The organism is Pseudomonas quasicaspiana (genome assembly GCF_021147825.1).
Lineage (GTDB): Bacteria > Pseudomonadota > Gammaproteobacteria > Pseudomonadales > Pseudomonadaceae > Aquipseudomonas > Aquipseudomonas quasicaspiana.
Genome location: NZ_JAGTPI010000020.1, coordinates 1 through 21,677, shown reverse-complemented (window position 1 = coordinate 21,677; position 21,677 = coordinate 1). Strand labels below are relative to the sequence as shown.

The 21,677-nt window shown below is 57.8% G+C and carries 20 protein-coding genes; 12 read left to right on the top strand and 8 right to left on the bottom strand.

Annotation, left to right across the window (positions count from 1 at the left end; all coding sequences use genetic code 11):
- Positions 1-19: 19 nt before the first annotated feature.
- The 3 genes from KDX30_RS13975 to KDX30_RS13965 form a co-directional block, all read right to left on the bottom strand.
- Positions 20-580 carry a rhomboid family intramembrane serine protease gene (locus KDX30_RS13975; protein WP_099268485.1) on the bottom strand — a complete coding sequence of 187 codons (561 nt, stop codon included), beginning with the start codon at positions 578-580 and terminating at the stop codon, positions 20-22.
- A 92-nt stretch (positions 581-672) separates the two neighbouring features.
- Complete coding sequence (locus KDX30_RS13970) at positions 673-1,380, bottom strand: PspA/IM30 family protein (protein ID WP_027899473.1); 708 nt, start codon at positions 1,378-1,380, stop codon at positions 673-675.
- A 15-nt stretch (positions 1,381-1,395) separates the two neighbouring features.
- Positions 1,396-2,016 carry a YjfI family protein gene (locus KDX30_RS13965; protein ID WP_027899474.1) on the bottom strand — a complete coding sequence of 207 codons (621 nt, stop codon included), beginning with the start codon at positions 2,014-2,016 and terminating at the stop codon, positions 1,396-1,398.
- 167 nt (positions 2,017-2,183) lie between these two features.
- Between KDX30_RS13965 and KDX30_RS13960 the strand changes: the two genes are divergently transcribed.
- Positions 2,184-3,257, top strand: coding sequence for an FUSC family protein (locus KDX30_RS13960; protein ID WP_099268486.1), 1,074 nt, complete (start codon positions 2,184-2,186; stop codon positions 3,255-3,257).
- Positions 3,258-3,626: 369 nt separating this feature from the next.
- Positions 3,627-4,670 (top strand): methyl-accepting chemotaxis protein, encoded by a 1,044-nt coding sequence (locus KDX30_RS29490; protein ID WP_263269123.1) that lies wholly within the window; start codon positions 3,627-3,629, stop codon positions 4,668-4,670.
- Between the two features lie 137 nt (positions 4,671-4,807).
- On the opposite strand, the gene KDX30_RS13950 is transcribed toward KDX30_RS29490, so the two are convergent.
- Together KDX30_RS13950 and oxlT are read right to left on the bottom strand one after the other, a co-directional pair.
- A complete protein-coding gene (locus tag KDX30_RS13950; protein WP_231676363.1) occupies positions 4,808-6,397 on the bottom strand; it encodes a gamma-glutamyltransferase family protein in 1,590 nt (529 codons plus the stop codon).
- Complete coding sequence (gene oxlT / locus KDX30_RS13945; protein WP_049826839.1) at positions 6,398-7,690, bottom strand: oxalate/formate MFS antiporter; 1,293 nt, start codon at positions 7,688-7,690, stop codon at positions 6,398-6,400. It abuts the gene before it with no gap.
- A gap of 411 nt (positions 7,691-8,101) precedes the next feature.
- Between oxlT and KDX30_RS13940 the strand changes: the two genes are divergently transcribed.
- From KDX30_RS13940 to KDX30_RS13895, 10 genes are all read left to right on the top strand, one after another.
- On the top strand, positions 8,102-8,563 hold the full coding sequence (locus tag KDX30_RS13940) for an Lrp/AsnC family transcriptional regulator (RefSeq protein ID WP_027899479.1): 462 nt from the start codon (positions 8,102-8,104) through the stop codon (positions 8,561-8,563).
- A gap of 254 nt (positions 8,564-8,817) precedes the next feature.
- Positions 8,818-10,497 (top strand): flavin monoamine oxidase family protein, encoded by a 1,680-nt coding sequence (locus KDX30_RS13935; protein ID WP_027899480.1) that lies wholly within the window; start codon positions 8,818-8,820, stop codon positions 10,495-10,497.
- Positions 10,498-10,512: 15 nt separating this feature from the next.
- On the top strand, positions 10,513-11,313 hold the full coding sequence (locus KDX30_RS13930) for a carbon-nitrogen hydrolase family protein (protein ID WP_231676360.1): 801 nt from the start codon (positions 10,513-10,515) through the stop codon (positions 11,311-11,313).
- Between the two features lie 204 nt (positions 11,314-11,517).
- A complete protein-coding gene (pqqF, locus tag KDX30_RS13925; RefSeq protein ID WP_231676358.1) occupies positions 11,518-13,866 on the top strand; it encodes a pyrroloquinoline quinone biosynthesis protein PqqF in 2,349 nt (782 codons plus the stop codon).
- A gap of 92 nt (positions 13,867-13,958) precedes the next feature.
- Positions 13,959-14,030 carry a pyrroloquinoline quinone precursor peptide PqqA gene (gene pqqA / locus KDX30_RS13920; protein ID WP_008365141.1) on the top strand — a complete coding sequence of 24 codons (72 nt, stop codon included), beginning with the start codon at positions 13,959-13,961 and terminating at the stop codon, positions 14,028-14,030.
- A 100-nt stretch (positions 14,031-14,130) separates the two neighbouring features.
- Entirely contained in the window at positions 14,131-15,042 is a 912-nt protein-coding gene (gene pqqB, locus KDX30_RS13915; RefSeq protein ID WP_231676356.1) for a pyrroloquinoline quinone biosynthesis protein PqqB, read from the top strand.
- A 195-nt stretch (positions 15,043-15,237) separates the two neighbouring features.
- The gene (gene pqqC / locus KDX30_RS13910) at positions 15,238-15,993 is read left to right on the top strand and encodes a pyrroloquinoline-quinone synthase PqqC (RefSeq protein WP_099268493.1); all 756 of its coding nucleotides are present in this window, start codon (positions 15,238-15,240) and stop codon (positions 15,991-15,993) included.
- Complete coding sequence (gene pqqD, locus KDX30_RS13905) at positions 15,990-16,265, top strand: pyrroloquinoline quinone biosynthesis peptide chaperone PqqD (RefSeq protein WP_027899483.1); 276 nt, start codon at positions 15,990-15,992, stop codon at positions 16,263-16,265. The genes pqqC and pqqD overlap by 4 nt, the downstream gene beginning before the upstream one ends.
- Positions 16,237-17,424, top strand: a complete 1,188-nt coding sequence (gene pqqE / locus KDX30_RS13900; RefSeq protein ID WP_164581574.1) for a pyrroloquinoline quinone biosynthesis protein PqqE — start codon at positions 16,237-16,239, stop codon at positions 17,422-17,424. Before pqqD ends, pqqE begins: the two co-directional genes overlap by 29 nt.
- The gene (locus tag KDX30_RS13895; protein WP_231676353.1) at positions 17,390-19,237 is read left to right on the top strand and encodes an alpha/beta hydrolase family protein; all 1,848 of its coding nucleotides are present in this window, start codon (positions 17,390-17,392) and stop codon (positions 19,235-19,237) included. Before pqqE ends, KDX30_RS13895 begins: the two co-directional genes overlap by 35 nt.
- 118 nt (positions 19,238-19,355) lie before the next feature.
- On the opposite strand, the gene KDX30_RS13890 is transcribed toward KDX30_RS13895, so the two are convergent.
- The 3 genes from KDX30_RS13890 to KDX30_RS13880 form a co-directional block, all read right to left on the bottom strand.
- A complete protein-coding gene (locus KDX30_RS13890) occupies positions 19,356-19,985 on the bottom strand; it encodes a glutathione S-transferase (RefSeq protein ID WP_027899486.1) in 630 nt (209 codons plus the stop codon).
- A 66-nt stretch (positions 19,986-20,051) separates the two neighbouring features.
- Positions 20,052-20,228, bottom strand: a complete 177-nt coding sequence (locus tag KDX30_RS13885; protein ID WP_049826841.1) for a hypothetical protein — start codon at positions 20,226-20,228, stop codon at positions 20,052-20,054.
- Positions 20,225-21,358, bottom strand: a complete 1,134-nt coding sequence (locus tag KDX30_RS13880) for a PepSY-associated TM helix domain-containing protein (protein ID WP_099268496.1) — start codon at positions 21,356-21,358, stop codon at positions 20,225-20,227. Before KDX30_RS13880 ends, KDX30_RS13885 begins: the two co-directional genes overlap by 4 nt.
- Positions 21,359-21,677: the final 319 nt, after the last annotated feature.

Below are 21,677 nucleotides of genomic sequence, written 5' to 3'. Positions count from 1 at the left end.
ATGCTCAGCGCGAAATTGCTCAAACTGATGGTTTTTCCACCAGCCCTTTTGCGTGCATCAGCCAGGCCACGACAATACCTGCAAGCGCGCCCGCAATGTGTGATTCAAACGAGACGCCCGGCACCGGTATGAAGCCCAGGATCAGTCCGCTGTAACCCACTAACGTGATCAATGCGACGGCGAAGCTGACCAGACTGCGCTGAAACCACGCGCGCGCCAACAGATAAGCCCACAACCCAAAGATCAATCCGCTGGCCCCGACATGAATCGTCGGCCGACCCACCATCCAGACCAACAGGCCGCCTAACAGCGTTACCAGCAAAACCACACGAACATAACGCTGCAAGCCTTCAGTTGCCACCAACCAGCTCAGCACGATAAAGGGCAGCAGATTACTCAGCAAATGACGAACAGAGCCGTGCAGAAAAGGAGAAAAAATAATGCCTTGCAGCCCCGACCAGGTCCTGGGAACCAGACCATGATTCAGGAGGCTGTTTGCGGTCAGCGAGTTAATCACCTGAACTGCAATCATCACAGCGGCAAGGCCAAGAATAACCCGTAGCCCGTTTCCGACATTCATGTAGGCACCGTTCGAATCAGACGAAGGCTATCGAGAAAAGCAAACAGAAAAAAGGGGCAAACGGGTATCCGCCTGCCCCTCTTTCAACGATGTTACTGACCCGCGTTGCCGCCTTGGTTCTGCGCCTTGAGGCGAGCCAGCACGTCAGCAGCGCCACCGGTTTTCGCACCGATACCGGCGTCCTGCAGACGACGCTCAAGATCACCGCCATTGGCGGCGTCCGCGAGCTCTTCTGCGGCTTCCAGCTTGGCATCCTGCTCGTCCTGACGCTGCTTGATGCGCGCCAGCGAACCCACTGCAGTTTCCAGACGACCATTGGCACCGCCCGTGGCTGCCGCGGCGTTGATCTGCGCTTTCTGCACGCTGTCACGCGCCTTGGCCATGTCGGCTTGCTGACGCAGGCCTTTGATCTGGCTTTCGGCCTTGGTGACCTGAGCCGTCAACTTGGTGACCTGAATGCCGAACTGGTCAGCTGCGGCTTTTTCCTGATCGCGCAGTGCAGTCAGTTCGGAAACCTTTTCCGCACATTCCAGAGCCAGGCCTTCTTCGCCCTTGTTCATGGCGGCGATGGCTTTCTGTTCCCAGTTGGCGATGTTCTTGTCGTGTTCATCCACACGCTGTACGGACAGCTTGTGTTTGGCTTTGATCTGGATCAGTTGATTGCGAGCGGCGAGCATAGAGGCATCGGCGTCACGGATTTCCTGGTCCAGAATTCGGAGTGCCTGAGCGTCGACGATTGCCTCACCGACCTCGGAGGCGCCGCCACGCATAGCGGTAACCATTTTCTTCCAAAGGCTCATTGATTTGTCTCCCGATTACTGTGAGTCAACTGTTAAAAAATCTTCGTAGGCATCAGCGGCGCGGATCACGTTGTCTGCCAGGGTAAACACTTCCTGGACAATGACGGTCAGTGAAGAAGCCGCGCTCAGCGCGCCAAACATGCTGTAAACGGTCTCGCCGTTCGGCATGGTTTCGATACCGATGGACGACAGCGGGAAGATGTCCCGGCTGCGCAAAACGGTGTCGTTGAAAGCCGCGACGTCTTTTACCTGGGAGGCGTAAACCAGTACGCAATCCACAAGAATCTGATCGCCAGCAATTGCAATGATGATCGGCAGGCCGCCGAAGTTGTTCATCGTCACGCTCAAGCTTGGCTCGGCCCCCTGAACCAGCGTCAACTCGACTTCATTACTCTTTACCACGTCCAGTTCAGCGAGCGCCGAGTGCAGCGTGTCGATGGTCCAGTTGGTATTTTCGCTCATGAATTCCTCCAGTTTGATGCGGTTACCCAAATAGGGCTGGCGTAACACTTTTTCGACGTTTCTCAAGACTTCAGCGTTTTCAGGAAGCACATACAGCTCTCTTTTAACGTACCCGGCCGCCGTCAGCCGTGCACGCATTTCACGCATGTAGTCGGTTGAAGTTTTTCGAGCCATCCAAGCGCCTTCCAGGACATCACATGTGATAGGTCAGCAAGCTACGCTCAAAAAAACTGATACGCAATAGCTCACATGTGATGAAACATTTCATCGCGACTGTGGCTTACTGGTGCCATCCCGCGTCTCCTCCGGGATCGATTCTCAAACCGCGCGGTCTTTTACGCATGACGAATTCCCGCTCTCTCCGTTTGCCTTTCTGGCTGCGTCGCGTTTTGCGACCTTTGCTGGATCCTTATCGCCGCTTCCGCCACGCACGCCTGATCCACGCGGCGCGAATCGCGGTCGGGTTGCTGGTGACGATTCTCTTGACCACAGGGCTCAACCTGCCTCACGGCGAGTGGGCATCGGTGACAATGCTGATCGTGATTGGCGGCTTGCAGCATCATGGCAATATCCGCAAAAAATCAGTCGAGCGAGCCTACGGAACGTTGATTGGCGCGGGGCTTGGATTGCTGGTCGTTGTGCAGCAAGGCTATCTGGAGATACCGCTGCTGACCTACGCCATGATGTCGGTGATGTGCGGATTCTTTGCGTATCACGCGATCGGTAAAGGCGGTTATACCGCTCTGCTATCGGCTATTACCCTGTTCATCGTCGCAGGCCATGGCTACAACCCGATTAGCGATGGCTTGTGGCGCACGGTCGACATCCTGATCGGTATCGCACTGGCGCTGGCGTTCTCTTTCGCCCTGCCGCTTTATGCGGTCTTCTCCTGGCGCTACAACCTGGCCAGCGGCTTGCGTGACTGCGCCAAGGTCTATGGCCGAATCATCCACGGCCAGCCGGTAGCGGCTGATGAGCATTTGAAGTTAGTGGCTCGCCTGAACAGCACTATGCTGCAATTGCGCTCGCTGTTGCCGTCGGTGTCCAAGGAAGTGCGAATTTCCATGGTCGAACTGGATGCCATTCAAGGGCACTTCCGTATGTGCCTGAGCACGCTGGAAATCCTCGCCAATATACGGCCTGATGATCTTGATCAAGCGGCCGGCCCTGAGTGGCGCGCACGTCTGGACACGGAGTTTCGTCAAACCCGCCGCCAGTTGATCGCCATGGCGCGCGCTCTGCAGACAGGCGCTACCGAGCGCCTGCAGCGTACCTCCGAAACCAGTCTGCCAGACATGGGTTACCCGATACCGGTGCAACTGACCGGATATCACCTGTTGATGCTGCAACTGGCGAGCAACATCGACGGCCTGCAGCAAAGGCTGGCAAAGACATCCAGACGCTGGAAAATTTGAGCATGAAGCAGTTGCTTGAATGGCTGCTTCGTTTTTCGACCTGCCCTTTTGGCCCCCCAGTCAAATCTTCGTCATAGCGCTGTCACAAAGGGAAGATAGCTTCATCTGCAAAAACATCCTGATCGCGACCGAAAACGCTTTTAAAAGCGACACAACGGACAAGATTCTGGCTTCATCAGCCTCACAGATGACATATCTTTAAAACTGCTATAGCTTGCCCAAACGCACATTGCTATCAGCGACAAAACAAAGAGGAAGTCCACACTTCCCGAATTTCAAAGGGGCAAATTACCGGCCCCTTTTTCTATACCTTCTTTGCACATGTTTATGTGAAGGCTGCCGCCTAATCACTCTTTGAAGTACACGAAAATGATCGAACCCGAACGGATCGTCACTCTCTCCCGGGAAGTGGAAGCGTTAGCGAATCGAGGTGTCAGCGACATACAGATGATCACGCGGCAAACCCGATTATTGGCGATCAACGCGCTGATTGAAGCGGCGCATGCGGGTAAAGCCGGCCTGGGTTTCTCGGTGGTGGCAGAGGAGGTCAAAGACATTTCCGAACGGATTTCGAAAATCGCCAGTGGGCTGACCCAGGATTTGCAGGCATCAGTCAACGAACTGACTGACCTGGGCCGTGGCATGTGCTTCGACGTGCGCGGTCAGCGGCTGGCAGATCTGTCGCTGAACATGATCGAGATCATCGACCGCAACCTTTATGAGCGCACGTGCGATGTGCGCTGGTGGGCAACCGACGCCTCGCTGGTCGATGCGTTAACCACAACCACGCCGCAAACCAGTGCTCACGCCAGCGGGCGGCTGGGGATCATTCTCGACAGCTACACCGTGTACCTGGACATCTGGGTCGCCGACACCAAAGGGCGCGTCATCGCTTCGGGTCGACCGGATACTTTTGGCAAGGTTATCGGTGCCAACGTGGCCGAGGCGCCGTGGTTCAAGCAAGCCGTGCGGCATTCATCCGGCGATCAGTATTTCGCCGGAGAAGTGGCTGTGGAGCCGTTGCTTAACGGCTCGCAAACCTGTGCGTTCAGTGCTGCTGTACGCAGCAAAGCCGGCAAGCAAACACCGGTGATTGGCGTGATCGGGATCTTCTTTGACTGGAAAAATCAGGCGGATTCGATCATCAACGGCGTGCGCTTGAGCGACGAAGAGCGCGCTCGCAGCCGGGTGATGCTTGTGGATGCCAATCACAAGGTCATTGCCAGCTCCGACGCCCAAAGCCACTTGGGCCAAAACGTTGACCTGAAGTTAAAAGCCGGACAAGCCAGCGGTTACAGCGCTCAGGCTAACAACGTCATTCAGGGTTACTCGATGACACCTGGATTCGAAACCTATCCAGGCATGGGCTGGCTGGGTGTGATCGAGCAGCAGCTGCCCGCGATAGAGGGGTAGCTCGGCGTAGATCAAGCTAAATAGTTTGAAATGCATTCCTGTAGGAGCTGCCGAAGGCTGCGATGGATTTATCCTGAAACACCGCATTCGCAGCCTTCGGCAGCTCCTACAGGGACCGTGTTGATGTGTGATTACACTCAATACCCCGCAGCAGCCCCATTACTGCGCGGATCAAACGCTCCCTCGAAAGAGCCATTCGGCAAACGAACCGCCGCTGCCGCATGCCCCATGGTTTCGGTAAAGGGCGCAAGTATCTCGACCTCATGACCGAGCGCTTTCAACTGCTCAATCACCTCGGGTGCGGCGCGTGACTCCAGCTTCAACGTATCGCTGCTGTCGCCCCAGGTTCTGCCCAGCAACCAGCGTGGCGCGGTGACAGCCTGTTGCAGTGGCTGGCCGAACACCGCGTATCGGCTGAACACCGCAGCCTGTGTCTGTGGCTGACCATCTCCGCCCATGGTTCCATAGACCAGCGTACGGCCGTCACTCAACCGCGCCGCCGCAGGGTTCAATGTGTGGAACGGCTTCTTGCCGGGTTTCAGCGCCAGCAGGTGATCAGGGTCGAGGCTGAATGAAGCGCCCCGATTCTGCCAGTTCAGGCCGCTTTCCGGCAGCACCACGCCACTGCCAAACTCGTGATAGATACTCTGGATAAACGACACCGCCAAACCACTGCTGTCGATGATGCCCATCCAGATCGTATCGCCCGGTCCCTTACCTTCCCCCCAGAGTGCCGCGTGATGTGGATCGATGCGTTCAGCCAAAGCATGCAAGTAGTCAGCTTCAAGACAGGCCTGTGGCTCGATGGTCATGTGCTCGGGATCGGTGATGTGCTCATCGCGCACTGCAAAGGCCAGTTTGGTGGCCTCCACAAGGGTGTGGATATGCTCGGCGCTTTCAGCCGTGCACTGGCTCAGGCCAGCGTGGTCTGCGATGCCAAGGATCAATTGCGACACCAGCCCCTGACTCGGCGGCGGCATGTTGAACACGGTGCCAGCGCTGTGCTGGAGCGCCAAGGCCCGGACACGTTTGGCGCGATAACCGGCCAGGTCGCTACGAGTGACCGGCGCGCCTACCCGCTCCAGATCCATGGCGATGGAGTCCGCCAGCGAGCCGCGGTAGAAACTGTCCAGCCCCTCTTCTGCCAGGGTTCGCAAAGTAGTCGCGAGACGCGTTTGCTTGAACAGACTGCCTGCCAAAGGCGCTTGGCCGTCGTGCAAAAAGGTTTCGGCGAAGCCTGGAATATCCTGTAATTCAGCCTTCTTGCTTGCCGTTGCTATGTGCTGGGACGGCGTCACCGGGATGCCGGATTCCGCATAAAAGATCGCATCGGCCAGCAGTCGAGGCAGCGGCAGACGACCGCCCCTTTCGGTGCTGACCTGCAACGCTTCTTGCCAACCGCCGACAGTACCGGCAACCGTCAGCGCAGCATCAGGGCCTCGAACCGGAATACGCGTCATGCCCGCGTAATGCTCCATGGTCGCGAGGCTCCCGGCAGGGCCGCTGGCATCAATGGCTACCGGATCTCCTTCGGGCGGCACAATCAACCAGAAACCATCGCCCCCCAGGCTGTTCATGTGTGGATAAACCACCGCAATCGTCGCGGCAGCAGCGACCATCGCCTCAATCGCGTTGCCACCCTCGCGCAAAACAGCCAGTGCCGATTGCGCAGCCAGGCTATGAGGCGCGACGGCGATGCCCCGGGCTGCGAGCGTTGTATTAAGCATTCAGACTCCTTGGTTGACGGGCTGCGGGGCGTTCTTCGCCAGCCAGTTGATGCGCATGCGTTTGAGCACGAAAAAAGCCAGCGCAGCGGTAATGATGTCGAAGCTGATCGCAACGGCAAACACCGGTACCCAGCTGTCGGTGTATTGGTGCAGCAAGGCCGCCACCGGACCACCGAAGATTGAGCCGATACCTTGTGCCATGTACAGAAAGCCGTAGTTGGTCGTCGCGTTTTTGCTGCCGAAGGTATCCGTCAGCGTCGACGGGAACAGCGAGAAAATCTCACCCCAGCCGAGAAATACCACGCCTGACAGCAACACGAAAAGGACCGGGTTATCGATGGTCAGAAACCACAACGTCATCGCGACGCCTTCAAAGAAGAAAGCGAAGGCCATGGTATTTTCCCGCCCCCAGCGATCTGAGATCCAGCCAAACAGAGGCCGCGTCAGCCCGTTGCAAATACGGTCGATGGTCAACGCCAGTGGCAGGGCCGCCATGCCCATGACCATCACGTTGGTCATGCCGAAGTCCTTGGCGAAACTGGCCATCTGCGAGGTGACCATCAGGCCCGACGTGGACATCATGGTGAACATCGCAAACATCAGCCAGAAGACCGGTGTTTTAAGCATCTGTCGCGGTGCCACATCCGCAACCACTCGGCCCACGATCGGCACCGGCTGTTCGGCGAGGTGCGCGGGCGGTTGCCGCAAGAACTGCGAAGCGACAAACCCGACGATGCCGAGGATCAGGCCGAAGGTCATCAGCGTCGACTCCATGCCGACATCCTTGAGGCTGTTGCTGATCGGGAAGGTCGTGAGCATCGCGCCCATGCCATAACCTGCAGCGACCGCGCCCGCCGCCAGACCACGGCGATCCGGGAACCAGCGAACCATCAAGCCGACGATCCCGACATACACGATGCCGGTCCCCAGACCACCCAGCAGGCCATAACTCAGGTACAGCGAAGTCAGTGAGGTTGCCTGGCTGGCGAGAATCCAACTCAACCCGGACAGTACACACCCGGTAGCGATCAACTTGCGCAGGCCAAAACGATCAATCAACCAGCCTTGGGCCGGTGAAAAGAAGGTCTGCAGAATAATTAATAGCGAGAAGGTTATCTGCACCTGGGCCAGAGAAACACCCAGCTTCTGCGTTAACGGACCGGTAAATAAAGTCCACACATATTGCGGACTGGAAATGGCCATCATACAAACCATGCCGATAACCAATTGATACCAGCGCGAACTGAAAGCCCCGACGACTGGCTGCTCTAGCGTAAGCGTCTTGCTGACCATAACGAATCTCACTGTCCAAGTGGGTATACGTCTGTTCAGCAAGCGGCATGCCAATAATATTTAAGCAGTAACAGTAAAAATCTAGAACTTCACAAGTCCAGTCAGAGCTAATACAAAACCATTGCCCGCACTTATAACTTCCGAAGCAAAAGTCGAAATACACGCATTAATGGTTTACGGATTACATTTACACACTACTTATTAACGGCCTTTACCTTACGCCTAACTTTCAGGCTCATCTAACGCTGGCAAGACACAAGGCATCGCTTAACGGACACATCGCCTTTTTTGTTCACTTGGTAGCTCACATTGTGCGCACCAGAATGATTCTGCCTGCTTCGTTTTAGCCCGCACGCCCCCCATCCGCGGCCGCCACAGGTAATATGCCCGCAGCCTTGAAGGAGAGACTCTTTGTCCACCACTCGCCAACCCGTCCTTGATGAAGTCGACCGCCAATTGATCGCAGCCCTGCAGATTAATGCTCGCGAAAGTGTTGCCATGCTTGCCCGGCAACTGGGTATCGCCCGGACCACCGTGACGTCCCGGCTGGCACGGCTTGAAAGCGCCAAGGTGATCACCGGCTATGGCGTGCGCCTCAGTCAACGAGTAGTTGATGGTGGGTTGCAGGCCTACGTCGGGATCACCGTGCAACCGCGCTCGGGCAAGGAAGTGCTACGCCGCTTGAGCAGCCTGGCTCAGGTCCAGCAGCTGTGTGCTGTGAGTGGTGAGTTTGATTACGTAGCCTGGCTGCGCACTGATTCGCCGGAGCAACTGGACCAGTTGCTGGATTTGATCGGCAGCGTTGATGGCGTCGAAAAAACCACGACCTCGATCATTCTCAGCAGCAAGATTGATCGCGGGCAGCCTGTTTAGAGCAACGCCCTCCTGTAGGAGCTGCCGAAGGCTGCGATGCATTTATCCTGACACACCGCCATCGCAGCCTTCGGCAGCTCCTACAGAAATGCATTTCAATCCAAAACGGTTTGGGTAGATAAAGGGAAATTGTCTAACTGACCACTAGCATCGTCATATCGCACAAAATCACTCCATAACGACGACATTTTGCGTCTTATTTACGTCCCTGCGCTTGTCTAAACTGTCGCTTTCGCGTGTCAGCCAGGTCAGTCATGAAAAACAATCGCCACCCCGCAGACGGTAAGAAGCCGATCACTATTTTCGGCCCGGACTTCCCTTTCGCCTTCGATGACTGGATCGAGCACCCCGCCGGGCTGGGCAGTATTCCTGCCGAGAATCACGGTCAGGAAGTGGCGATCGTTGGCGCGGGCATCGCGGGTCTGGTGGCGGCCTATGAACTGATGAAGCTGGGTCTGAAGCCTGTCGTCTACGAGGCATCGAAGATGGGCGGCCGTCTGCGATCCCAGGCTTTCGAAGGCACTGAAGGCATCATCGCGGAGTTGGGCGGTATGCGTTTTCCGGTGTCTTCCACGGCGTTCTATCACTACGTCGACAAGCTTGGCCTGGAATCGAAGCCTTTCCCAAACCCGCTGACGGCCGCCTCGGGCAGTACCGTTATCGATCTGGAAGGCGTCACCTATTACGCGCAGAAACTCTCGGATCTCCCCGCGATGTTCCAGGAAGTCGCCGACGCCTGGGCTGATGCGCTGGAAGAAGGTTCGGGTTTCAAGGATATCCAGCAAGCCATCCGCGACCGTGATGTGCCGCGCCTCAAAGAACTGTGGAACACCTTGGTGCCATTGTGGGATGACCGTACGTTCTATGACTTCGTCGCCACCTCCAAAGCGTTCGCCAAACTGTCGTTCTACCACCGTGAAGTCTTCGGGCAGGTCGGCTTCGGCACCGGCGGCTGGGACTCGGACTTCCCCAACTCGATGCTGGAAATCTTCCGCGTGGTCATGACCAACTGCGACGATCACCAGCACCTGATCGTGGGTGGCGTAGAGCAAGTGCCGCTGGGCATCTGGCGCCATGTACCGGAGCGCTGCGCCCACTGGCCGGAAGGCACCAGCCTTGCTTCGCTGCATCACGGCGCGCCACGTACCGGTGTAAAGCGGATTGCCCGCGCCGAAGACGGTCTGCTGGCCGTCACTGATAACTGGGGTGACACCCGCCACTACGCGGCGGTACTGACCACCTGCCAGAGTTGGTTGCTGACCACCCAGATCGAATGCGAAGAATCACTGTTCTCGCAAAAAATGTGGATGGCGCTGGACCGTACCCGTTACATGCAATCGTCAAAAACATTCGTGATGGTCGATCGTCCCTTCTGGAAGGACAAAGATCCGGAAACCGGCCGCGACCTGATGAGCATGACCCTCACCGACCGTCTGACCCGCGGCACTTACCTGTTCGATAACGGTGACGACAAGCCAGGCGTGATCTGCCTGTCTTACTCGTGGATGAGTGATGCGCTGAAGATGCTACCGCAGCCCATCGAAAAACGGGTCAAACTGGCGCTCGATGCGCTGAAGAAGATCTACCCTAAAGTCGACATCGCCGCGCGGATCATCGGAGACCCGATTACCGTTTCCTGGGAATCGGACCCGCACTTCCTTGGCGCTTTCAAAGGTGCATTGCCGGGGCATTACCGTTACAACCAGCGTATGTACGCGCACTTCATGCAGCAGGACATGCCTGTCGAACAGCGCGGCATGTTTATCGCGGGAGACGACGTATCCTGGACTCCCGCGTGGGTGGAAGGCGCAGTGCAGACCTCACTGAATGCGGTGTGGGGCATCATGACCCATTTCGGCGGCAAGACCCACGCCGACAACCCAGGCCCCGGTGATGTGTTCCACGAGATTGGTCCCATCGCCCTGACCGATTGAACAAAAGGCTGAACCATGCACATCGCCCTGTACCAATGCCCGCCGCTGCCGCTGGATATCGGCGGCAATCTGCAACGTCTGGATGATCAGGCGCGAGAGGCGGCAGCACTCGGTGCAAAGCTGCTGGTTTGCCCTGAGATGTTTCTCACCGGCTACAACATCGGTGCCGAGGCGGCGCGTACCTTGGCGCAACCCAGTGATGGCTTCGCTGCGGGTGATATCGCGGCGATTGCCAAGGGTTACGATATTGCGATCCTTTATGGATATCCGGAGCTGGGCGCTGACGACCTGATTTACAACTCTGTGCAGTTGATCGACGGCCACGGCAAGACCCTTTGCAACTATCGCAAGACACACCTGTACGGCGACCTGGACAAAGCGATGTTCAGCCCCGGCGAGGACCGTTTTCCGATTGTGGAGTTGAACGGTTGGCGGCTGGGCTTTCTGATCTGCTACGACGTTGAGTTCCCGGAGAACACCCGACGTCTGGCGCTGGAAGGTGCCGAGTTGATTCTGGTGCCAACGGCTAATATGGCCCCTTATGATTTTGTCGCCGAGGTGACCGTTCGTGCCCGGGCCTACGAGAATCAGTGCTACGTGGTTTACGCCAATTATTGCGGCAGCGAGGGCGACATTCATTACTGCGGTCTGAGTAGCCTCTGCGCCCCGGACGGCAGCCGCCTGGCCGTGGCTCAACAGGGCGAGGTACTGATCTCGGGCACCCTGGATCGACAGTTGATGGAGCAGTCGCGGTCGATCAATACCTACTTCAATGATCGACGGCCGGGGTTGTATGTAGGGCTGAGCAAGGATTAACGGCAGGCCTTATCGAACATACAAACTACCGAATTGAAACGCACTCTCTGTAGGAGCTGCCGAAGGCTGCGAAGGATTCATCCTGAAGCGCCTCCATCGCAGCCTTCGGCAGCTCCTACAGATCTGGTGTTTTCTGCAAGACCGCGCGGTGCCATGAATAACCAATTCCGCTAGCATGACCCGATCACGTCTCCCGGAACGCCCATGCCTGCCTCGCCCACCACCGAACACCTGCTCCTCGCCAACGGCCTGAACGTCGTGCTGTGCCATGCGCCACGGCTCAAGCGCTGCGCCGCTTCGTTACGGGTGGCAGCGGGAAGCCATGATGTGTCCGCTGCATGGCCGGGGCTTGCGCATTTTCTGGAGCACCTGTTTTTCCTCGGCACCGAACGGTTTGCCGGGGATGAAAAGCTGATGGCCTTCGTCCAGCGTAATGGCGGGCAGATCAACGCGAGTACCCGTGAGCGAACCACTGATTTCTTTTTCGAGCTGCCGTTGACGGCGTTCGCGCAAGGGCTGGAGCGTCTCTGCGACATGCTCGCTCGTCCGCGCATGACCATGGCCGATCAACTGCGCGAGCGGGAAGTCCTGCATGCCGAGTTCATCGCCTGGTCTCGCGACGCCAAGGCGCGTCAGCACATGCAGATGCTGGAAGGTATTTCAGCTCGCCATCCACTGCGCGCTTTTCATGCAGGCAATCGCTATAGCTTGCCGGTGCAGCGTCCGGCGTTTCAGCAGGCGTTGCAGGATTTTTATCAGCGGTTTTATCAGGCCGGGCAAATGACCTTGTGCCTGGCGGGGCCTCAGTCGCTGGAGGAGCTAAAACAGCTGGCGACGAATTATGGCGCAGGGCTGGCCAGTGGCGTAAAGGTCGCGCAAGCCGCCCCTCCGAAGCTGGTTGATGATGGGGATCGGATACTTGTGAGGGCCGATCAACAACTGCTTCTGGCCTGTGAGGATTTGCCTGACGGAGCGGATGAGGCTGCCGCGTTTCTGTGTCATTGCCTGAATGGCAGTCGAGCGCAGGGCGTGGTTGAAGCATTGAAGGCGGAAGTGGTTTATCAGTTTGCTGGTCAGATTTTGATCAAGGTCGATGTTAGCGGCGTCAAAGAAATCGCTATCGCGGGCAAGCGCGCTCCTACGGATGGAACGCGTTTTCCTGTAGGAGCGCGCTTGCCCGCGATGGCGTCGGCACTGACACAAAACCTCAAAACCCATTGGCCATCCCTGCGCGACGACTACAACCGCCTTCAGCAACGACAACTGGATGTCAGCTCCGCTCTGGAACTGGCCCACCACCACGCCCGCAACCTGCCCCAAGGCTTATCTGAGCAAGGCGGCACAGCGCTGATCGCTTTGCTGGAACAGATTCAACCGAACACACAACCTTCAGAAATCCACTGGCAACTCCCGAAACCAAACCCTTTCCTGAACGTCCCGAGTAACGGCCACGAAGGCGCACTCTATCTGCGCTGGCGCCTGCCATCCCCGCAACCCACGCTGTGGCGGATGTTTGAGCAGAGCTTGAAGCCCTTGGCGCGGGATGCGAAGCAAGCAGGCGTCAACCTTGAGTTCAGTGCGTACGGCCATTACTGGCAACTCAAACTCAGCGGCCTCGACGCCCCGATGCCTGAAATCCTCAAGCATGCGTTACAACAACTGAGCGCCCCCGACGATGCAAGCCTGGGCCAACCCGGCGATGAACCTGCCCTGATTCCAATCCGGCAGTTGCTCAAAGCACTGCCCGATTGCTATCTGAACGCAGCACCCGCCAGTGAAACCGCCGAAGTTCAAGCCTTCTGGCCAGCCACGCAGTGGATCAGCTTCACGTCAGGTTTTGCAAAGGAAACGATCCCTACGCTGAACAGCGTCTTACGCAGTACGCCGGGCCAGCGGGACAAGCAAACACTCCAAGCGCCAGCGCTGGCAGCCGGTAAGCACTGGCAGTCCGCCGCACCACAATCCTCGGAGAGCGCCGTGCTGCTGTTCTGCCCCACACCCTCCTCCTCCATCGCCGACGAAGCTGCATGGCGATTACTGGCTCATCTGGCACAAAGCCCGTTCTACCAACGGCTGAGAGTCGAGCTGCAACTGGGTTACGCAGTGTTCAGCGGTTTGCGGCAGATTGCCGGACGAACGGGAATACTCTTCGGTGTCCAGTCGCCTAACGCCTCGGTGCCACAACTGGTAGAGCACATAGAACAGTTTCTGAACGATCTGCCTGACTGGATCAACGACGCTGACCTGACAGTCCAGACTGAAGCCTTGGTCGCGCAACTGGATATAGATGCCATGGAAACCGCGCAAGCAGCCGACCTGCGCTGGCAGGCGTATCTGGCGGGCCGCGACGAACGGTTCGTGTCCGCGCTACATGAAACATTACGAAACCTCGACCGGCAGACTGTGTTGCAAGCCGCTGCTAGCCTTCAAAAAGCCACGGGCGGTTGGCTTTGCCTGACCAATAGTCAGCAAACCCCATGGCGCGGATCTGATCGTTACCAAAGCTGCAAAAGCTTTGTTCACGAATCCGACAGCCAGAATTTGTTAAATTAAGTAACATAGCTTCCTAATCATCGAACGTATGCCTTTGCAGGTGTACTAACGATTTACCACCCACCGCTGCAATCACCCAGAAGGAGTCTTTTATGTGGACTAAACCTGCTTACACTGATCTGCGTATCGGTTTCGAAGTCACGATGTACTTCGCAAGCCGTTGATGACAACGCGGTGCAAAGCCTCGGTTCGCCGGGGCTTTTTTATTGGTAAGTTCTTTTTTCTTTTAGATCCTCTTTTCATGCCTCGCCCCAGGGAGCTGACATGCACATCCAGATTCTAGGCTCCGCTGCTGGCGGCGGCTTTCCACAGTGGAACTGTAATTGCGCGAACTGCGCCGGTTTCCGCGAGGGCAGCCTGCGGGCCCATGCCCGGACCCAATCGTCCATCGCGCTCTCCGACGATGGCATCAACTGGGTGCTGTGCAACGCCTCTCCGGACATTCGCGCACAGCTGGCCGGTTTCGGCCCTATGCAACCAGGCCGCTCCCTGCGCGACACCGGGATCAGCGCGATCATCCTGATGGACAGCCAGATCGACCACACCACCGGCTTGCTCAGCTTGCGCGAAGGCTGTCCGCATCAGGTCTGGTGTACCGACATGGTTCATGAAGACCTGAGCACCGGCTTCCCGTTGTTCAACATGCTCAAGCACTGGAACGGCGGCCTGGTCTGGAACCGGATCGAGCTTGAAGGTAGCTTTGTGATTCCTGCCTGCCCGAACCTGCGCTTCACGCCATTCCCGCTGCGCAGCGCGGCCCCGCCTTATTCGCCGCATCGCTTCGATCCGCACCCGGGCGACAACATTGGCCTGATGGTTGAAGACGTGAAGACCGGCGGCAAGCTGTTCTACGCGCCGGGGCTGGGCAAGGTCGATGATGCGCTGATGGAAAAAATGGTCGCCGCCGATTGCCTGCTGGTGGACGGCACGATGTGGGACGACGATGAGATGCAGCGTCGTGGGGTAGGCACACGGACCGGAACGGAAATGGGTCACTTGGCACAAAACGGCCCTGGCGGCATGCTCGAAGTGCTGGAACGCCTGCCGAAACAGCGCAAGGTGCTTATCCACATCAACAACACCAACCCGATCCTCGACGAAGACTCGCCCGAACGCGCTGAGCTTGCTCGCCGTAATGTCGAAGTGGCGTTTGATGGGATGAGTATTGAGTTGTAAGCAGTGATGACGGCCGACCTGTGGGAGATTCTATGTTGGCCTGCAAACACGACTACCGTGGGAGCGAATTCATTCGCGAAGGGGCCGGTACAGACCATACATATTCAGCGTCTGGCAATCAGTCTTCCCGAATGAATTCGGTCCCACAGGTGCTTGCCCGCGAAGACCGCTCCGGACAACAAGGAAATGACTGACATGAGCGAAGCAACGCCGCTGTCCCCCGCTGAATTCGAACAGGCTTTGCGTGCCAAAGGCGCGTATTACCACATTCATCACCCGTACCACGTGGCGATGTACGAAGGCCGTGCGACCCGCGAACAGATTCAGGGCTGGGTCGCCAACCGGTTCTACTATCAAGTGAACATCCCGCTCAAGGATGCTGCCATTCTGGCCAACTGCCCGGATCGTGAAATTCGTCGTGAGTGGATTCAGCGCCTGCTGGATCACGACGGTGCACCCGGCGAAGACGGCGGTATTGAAGCCTGGCTGCGTTTGGGCCAAGCCGTTGGTCTGGATCCGGATCAACTGCGCTCACAGGAACTGGTTCTGCCAGGCGTGCGCTTCGCCGTGGACGCCTACGTCAACTTTGCCCGCCGCGCCAACTGGCAGGAAGCGGCCAGCAGCTCGCTGACAGAGCTGTTCGCCCCGCAGATCCACCAGTCGCGTCTGGACAGCTGGCCACAGCATTACCCGTGGATCGATCCAGCAGGCTACGAGTATTTCCGGACCCGACTGGGTCAGGCACGTCGAGATGTAGAGCACGGCCTGACGATCACCCTGCAGCACTACACGACTTATGAAGGCCAGCAGCGCATGCTGGAAATCCTGCAGTTCAAACTCGACATTTTGTGGAGCATGCTGGACGCCATGAGCATGGCTTACGAGCTGAACCGCCCGCCTTATCACAGCGTGACCGACCAACGGGTCTGGCATAAGGGGATTGCCCTATGAGCTTTGATCGACAACAAGTCCCGAGCTGGCGCCGGGGCTACCGCTACCAGTTTGAACCGGCGCAGAACGGCCACGTGCTGCTCTACCCGGAAGGCATGATCAAACTCAATGAAAGCGCCAGCGCGATTGGTGGCCTGATCGATGGCCAGCGCAGCGTGGCGGCGATCATTGAAGCCCTGAACGAGCAGTTCCCGGGCTTTCCCGAGCTCGGCAGCGATGTCGAGCAATTCATGGAGGTCGCCCGTGGCGAACACTGGATCGAACTTGCCTGAGTCGACCCCGGTCGAGTCAGCCATCAAGATTCCGCCCAAGCCCGCAGTCGGTTTGCCGCTTTGGCTGCTGGCCGAGCTGACGTATCGCTGCCCGCTGCAATGTCCGTATTGCTCGAACCCGTTGGACTTTGCCAAACAAGGCCAGGAGTTGACCACCGAGCAGTGGTTCAAGGTCATGGCCGAAGCGCGGGAGATGGGCGCGGCGCAGATTGGATTCTCCGGCGGCGAACCGCTGGTGCGTCAGGATCTGGCGGAGCTGATCCGCGAAGCCCGTCGTCTGGGTTATTACACCAATCTGATTACATCGGGCATCGGTCTCACCGAGCAAAAAATCATCGATTTCAAGGAAGCTGGGCTCGATCACATTCAGATCAGTTTCCAGGCCAGTGACGAGCAAGTGAACAACATGCTCGCAGGCTCGAAAAAAGCCTTCGCGCAGAAGCTGGAGATGGCCCGTGCGGTCAAGAAGCACGGCTATCCGATGGTGCTTAACTTCGTGACTCACCGGCACAACATCGACAAGATCGATAAAATCATCGAGTTGTGTATCGCCCTCGAAGCAGATTTCGTCGAGCTGGCGACGTGTCAGTTCTACGGCTGGGCGCACCTGAACCGCCAAGGCTTGCTGCCCACCAAGGATCAGCTGGTTCGCGCCGAGCGGGTCACTAATGAATACCGCGACAAGCTGGCTGCCGAAAATCATCCGTGCAAGTTGATCTTCGTCACCCCGGATTACTACGAAGAACGCCCGAAAGCCTGCATGAACGGATGGGGCAATATCTTCCTCACCGTGACTCCGGATGGCACCGCCCTACCCTGTCACGGGGCACGGCAAATGCCGGTGCAGTTCCCCAACGTTCGCGACCATACGATGCAACACATCTGGTACGACTCATTCGGTTTCAACCGCTTCCGTGGTTACGACTGGATGCCCGAACCGTGCCGCTCATGCGACGAAAAAGAGAAAGATTTCGGCGGCTGTCGTTGCCAGGCATTCATGCTCACCGGTGATGCTGCCAATGCCGATCCGGTGTGCAGTAAATCACCTCATCACGGGATGATTGTGCAGGCTCGAAAAGAAGCCGAATATGCGACTCAAACCATTGAGCAGTTGGCCTTTCGCAATGACAGAAACTCGCGCCTCATCGCCAAATCCTGAAACGTTTACTGCAGCCCAGGCGGTCGCCGCCGGCGTTGATTTCGCCGAGTTGGCTGTCAGCCCGTTGGGGCTGTTCTGGAATGAATACCGGCCTGAGGATGGCGCGTGCCGTATCTGGCGCTGGTTTGAAGGCAACACGACCTGCCTGACCCCCGATGGCTTCAGCGTGCGCAGCCGGGTCTATGAGTACGGCGGCGGTTCTTTCTGCCTGACCGACGATGGCCTGGTGTTCGTCAACGAAAGCGATCAGCAGCTCTATCGCCAGCCACTGGTGTTTGATGAGTTCGAGGGTGAAGGTCTGCCCGAAGCCATCACCACCGGCAAAAAACGCTACGGCGATCTGGTATTTGCCAACGGGCAGATTCTGGCCGTTGAAGAAGATAAAGAATTCCATCAACTGGTCAGCATTGACGTCGCCAGTGGCAAGCGTCTGGTGCTGGCGCGCGGGGCGGATTTCTATGCGTCTCCTACCCTCAGTCCTGACGGTCAGCGCCTGGCCTGGATTGAATGGCAAAAGCCGCACCAGCCCTGGACCAGCACATTGTTGATGAGCAGCAAACGTCAGGCTGCAGGCGGTTGGTCCGAGCCGCGCTGCCTGGCGGGCGACCGTGATGAAGAGTCCATTCAGCAAGCGCGTTTCGACGCCACGGGGCGTTTGTATTGCCTGAGCGATCAGGGCGGTTTCTGGCAGCCTTGCGTAGAAGGCTCATTCGGCCTGACCCATCTCAAGGCATCCGATGCCGATCATGCGCCAGCGCCTTGGCAATTGGGCGGGCGCAGTTGGTTGCCGTTACCTCACGGCGCTTACCTCGGCACCTGGTCGGAAAACGGGACAGGCGTGTTGGGGATGCGTGATTCCCACGGCACGCTGCAAGACTTCAGTGGCGAGTACAGCCGCTTCCGCAGCCTGGCGCTCGACGATCAATACGTTTATTGCGTCGCGGCTTCAGCCACCTGCCCTTCGGCGGTGCTCGCGATCAGTCGCGAAGATCACAGCGTTCAGGTCCTGGCCGGAGGCGTCGCGCCCCTGCCGCCTGAGCAAATCAGCCGTCCAGAAACCCTGCGCTACAAAAGCGGCGATGGCGAAGCGCACGGTTATTTCTATCCGGCCATGAACGCCGTCGGCACGCCACCGCTGGTGGTATTCGTCCACGGGGGGCCAACCTCGGCCTGCTACCCGGTGCTAGACCCGAAAATCCAGTACTGGACCCAACGCGGTTTTGCCGTGGCCGACCTTAACTATCGCGGCAGCACCGGTTACGGCCGGGAGTATCGCCAGAGCCTGCACCTGAACTGGGGCGTGGCCGATGTGGAGGACGCCTGTGCAGTCGTTGCGCACCTGGCGGGACGCGGGCTGATCAATCCGGATCAGGCGTTTATTCGTGGCGGCAGTGCCGGGGGCTATACAACCCTGTGCGCACTGGCCTTCAAGAAAGTCTTCCGCGCCGGTGCAAGCTTGTACGGCGTCAGCGACCCACTGGCACTGGCCAAAGCCACGCATAAATTCGAGAGCGATTATCTGGACTGGCTGATTGGCGATCCTGAAGAGGACATCGACCGCTATCACGCCCGTACACCACTGCTCCACGCTGCCGAGATCCAGGTGCCGGTGATTTTCTTTCAGGGCGAGCTCGACGCAGTGGTCGTCCCCGAACAGACTCGCGCAATGCTGATGGCCTTGAAATCCCGAGGTGTTGTGGCTGAAGGGCATTTTTACACCGACGAACACCACGGCTTCCGCAAGGCGGTCAACCAGGCAGATGCGTTGACGAAGGAGTGGGCGTTTTATCGCAAGGTGATTGATCAGGTTTGATCAATCGGGGGACTTGTTGGAGCGAGGCTTGCCCGCGAAGAACGATCATGCGGTATGCCTGCTCCACCGCGGTGTCTCATTCGCGGGCGAGCCTCGCTCCAACAGAGTTGGCGATGCGTCAAACCGAAGGCTGAGTCGCCTGCATTGACGGTCTCTGACTGACCTCGAAATACCAGTTCGCCAGACGCGGATAGCGGTTGCGCCAGGCCAGGTCCGGCTGGCGGAAGTCGAGGTAGCCCAACGCTGCAGCGACGCTAATCGAGGCCACATCAAACGCCGAGCTGAGCTCGGTGATCGCTTCCTGCTCGAAGTAAGCCAGGCTGCGCTCGACCTTTTCCTGCTGATTATCGAGCCAGGTGTCCCAGTGCTTTTCCGCCGGGCGTAGTGCTTGCTCGTATCGAATCAGCAACGCCGCATCCAGCAAAGCGTCGGCCAGCGAAGCCAGGGTCAAACGCCTCCAGCGCGCCGAGCCTTCGCGCGGAATCAGCGCAATACCGACATGCTGGTGATCGAGATAATCGAGGATGACCCGGCTGTCGTGAATCACGTTGCCATCCGCCAACCGTAGCGCGGGAAGCTTGCCAGCGGGGTTATCGTTGTTCAGTTCTTCAACCGGGGCGACAGGCGAAAGCGTGGTGGGTTGAAGTGTCACCCGGTCCAGCTGTCCCGTTTCATGCAGTACCAGCATCACCTTGCGGGCAAACGGTGAAGCCGCGTTGTAGTACAACGTCATGGTCGGCGCAGACATGGAGGTTCCTCGAATAAGACAGTCCCTCAGACTAGCCAGCGCCACGGTGGTCCGCAATATTTGCTTTCAGGACTTGCGAGCCAGCAAGCCTCTGATGCTGAACACTGCTGCGACGCCCATGCCCAGCCAGGCCAGTGCATCCCACCAGCCATCGCCCAACAACGCAGCGAAAAGCCCCAGCCCGGTCAGCAAGGCAATCACTCCCGGCGCGGCAAAGGTCTTCCAGAATGTGGAACGCTTCATTGCAGCGTCTCTTGTGGCGACACATGGATTGGACGTGCAACCTTTCTGCGCACCCACCACAAATACAGCCCGCTGCTCAGGACAATAATCGTCAGCACATCAAGCGCCGCCCACAGCACTTTCATTGGCATGCCGCCGTAATCCCCAAAATGCAGCGGCTGAGACATGCCCAGCGCATCCATGTACCAGGGCCGTTCGACCACCGCCGTGACATCCAGGGTTTGCGCATCAATCAGCACCGGTGTCATGAGGTGCGCCGTTAAATGCGTATTACCTTTCATGAACACCCCGTAATGGTGTTCGCTGGAGAAGCGCGTTCCGGGGAAAGCCACGAAGTCGATCTGCATGCCCGGCGCGGCGGATTCGGCGATCTCCACCAGACGCGTTGCGGGGGCAAGTTGAGTCAGCGGCGGCGCACCGCGATAAGGTTCGATCATCTCGGCTAGCGTGTCGTTGCGCCACGAGGCGATCAACAGGTCGGCGCAGGCGCTGATCACTCCGGTCACGCCCACCACCAATGCCCAGGTCAGGGTGACGACGCCAATCAGGTTGTGCAGATCAAGCCAACGCATGCGCGTTGATTTGTCGGCGCGCACGGTGGCGAATTTAAGTTTGCGCATGAACGGTGCGTACAGCACTGTCCCGGAAATAATCGCCAGCACGAACATCAGGCCCATGAATGCCAGCAGCAACTTCCCCGGCAGCCCTGCATACATATCCACATGCAGGCGCAACATGACCATCATGAAACCGCCATTGGCAGACGGCGTTTCCATGGCTTCCCCCGTGCGCGAGTCGAGCATGAAAGAGTGTGAATCGTTGGGTTCGGTGCCCGCTGTTTTGGCCATGATCGCCCATACACCGTTCGGCTCGTCGTCCTCCCAGCCGAAGTACTGCATGACCTCGCCGGGACGATGAGCCTCGGCAGCTTCGACCAGTTGTTGCAGGTTCAAGTGCGGCGTGTCGGCTGGCATTTCCTTGAACTCAGGTGAATTGCCCAGCAGGTGATCAATTTCGTGACTGAACACCAGTGGCAACCCGGTCAGCGCCAGCATCAACAAAAACAGGGTACAGATCAAGCTCGTCCAGGTATGAACGAAGGACCAGCGGCGCACGGTTTGGCTTTTCATGCTGTTCTTCTCGAAAACCTTTATCCAAAACAAAAAGGCCGCTGATTAGCAGCGGCCCTTCAGTACAACATGAAATAACAAGAACGATTCGCGATTGTGTCAGAGCCAATGATTACTGGCAAATGCTGGCTGTCGGATGAAATCCTTTGGCGAAACTTTGTCAGGAGGGTATGCCGTGTAGGTGATGCAATTCGTGGCCTGAGTCCGGGAATCTGCAAACCTGTAGATACTCTGTTGCCGGTCAAGCTTTCACGAAGTGTTTTTCGCTGAATAGCTTGGCCGTATCAAAATCCTCTCCCGAGCGCATGCATGCCCAGAG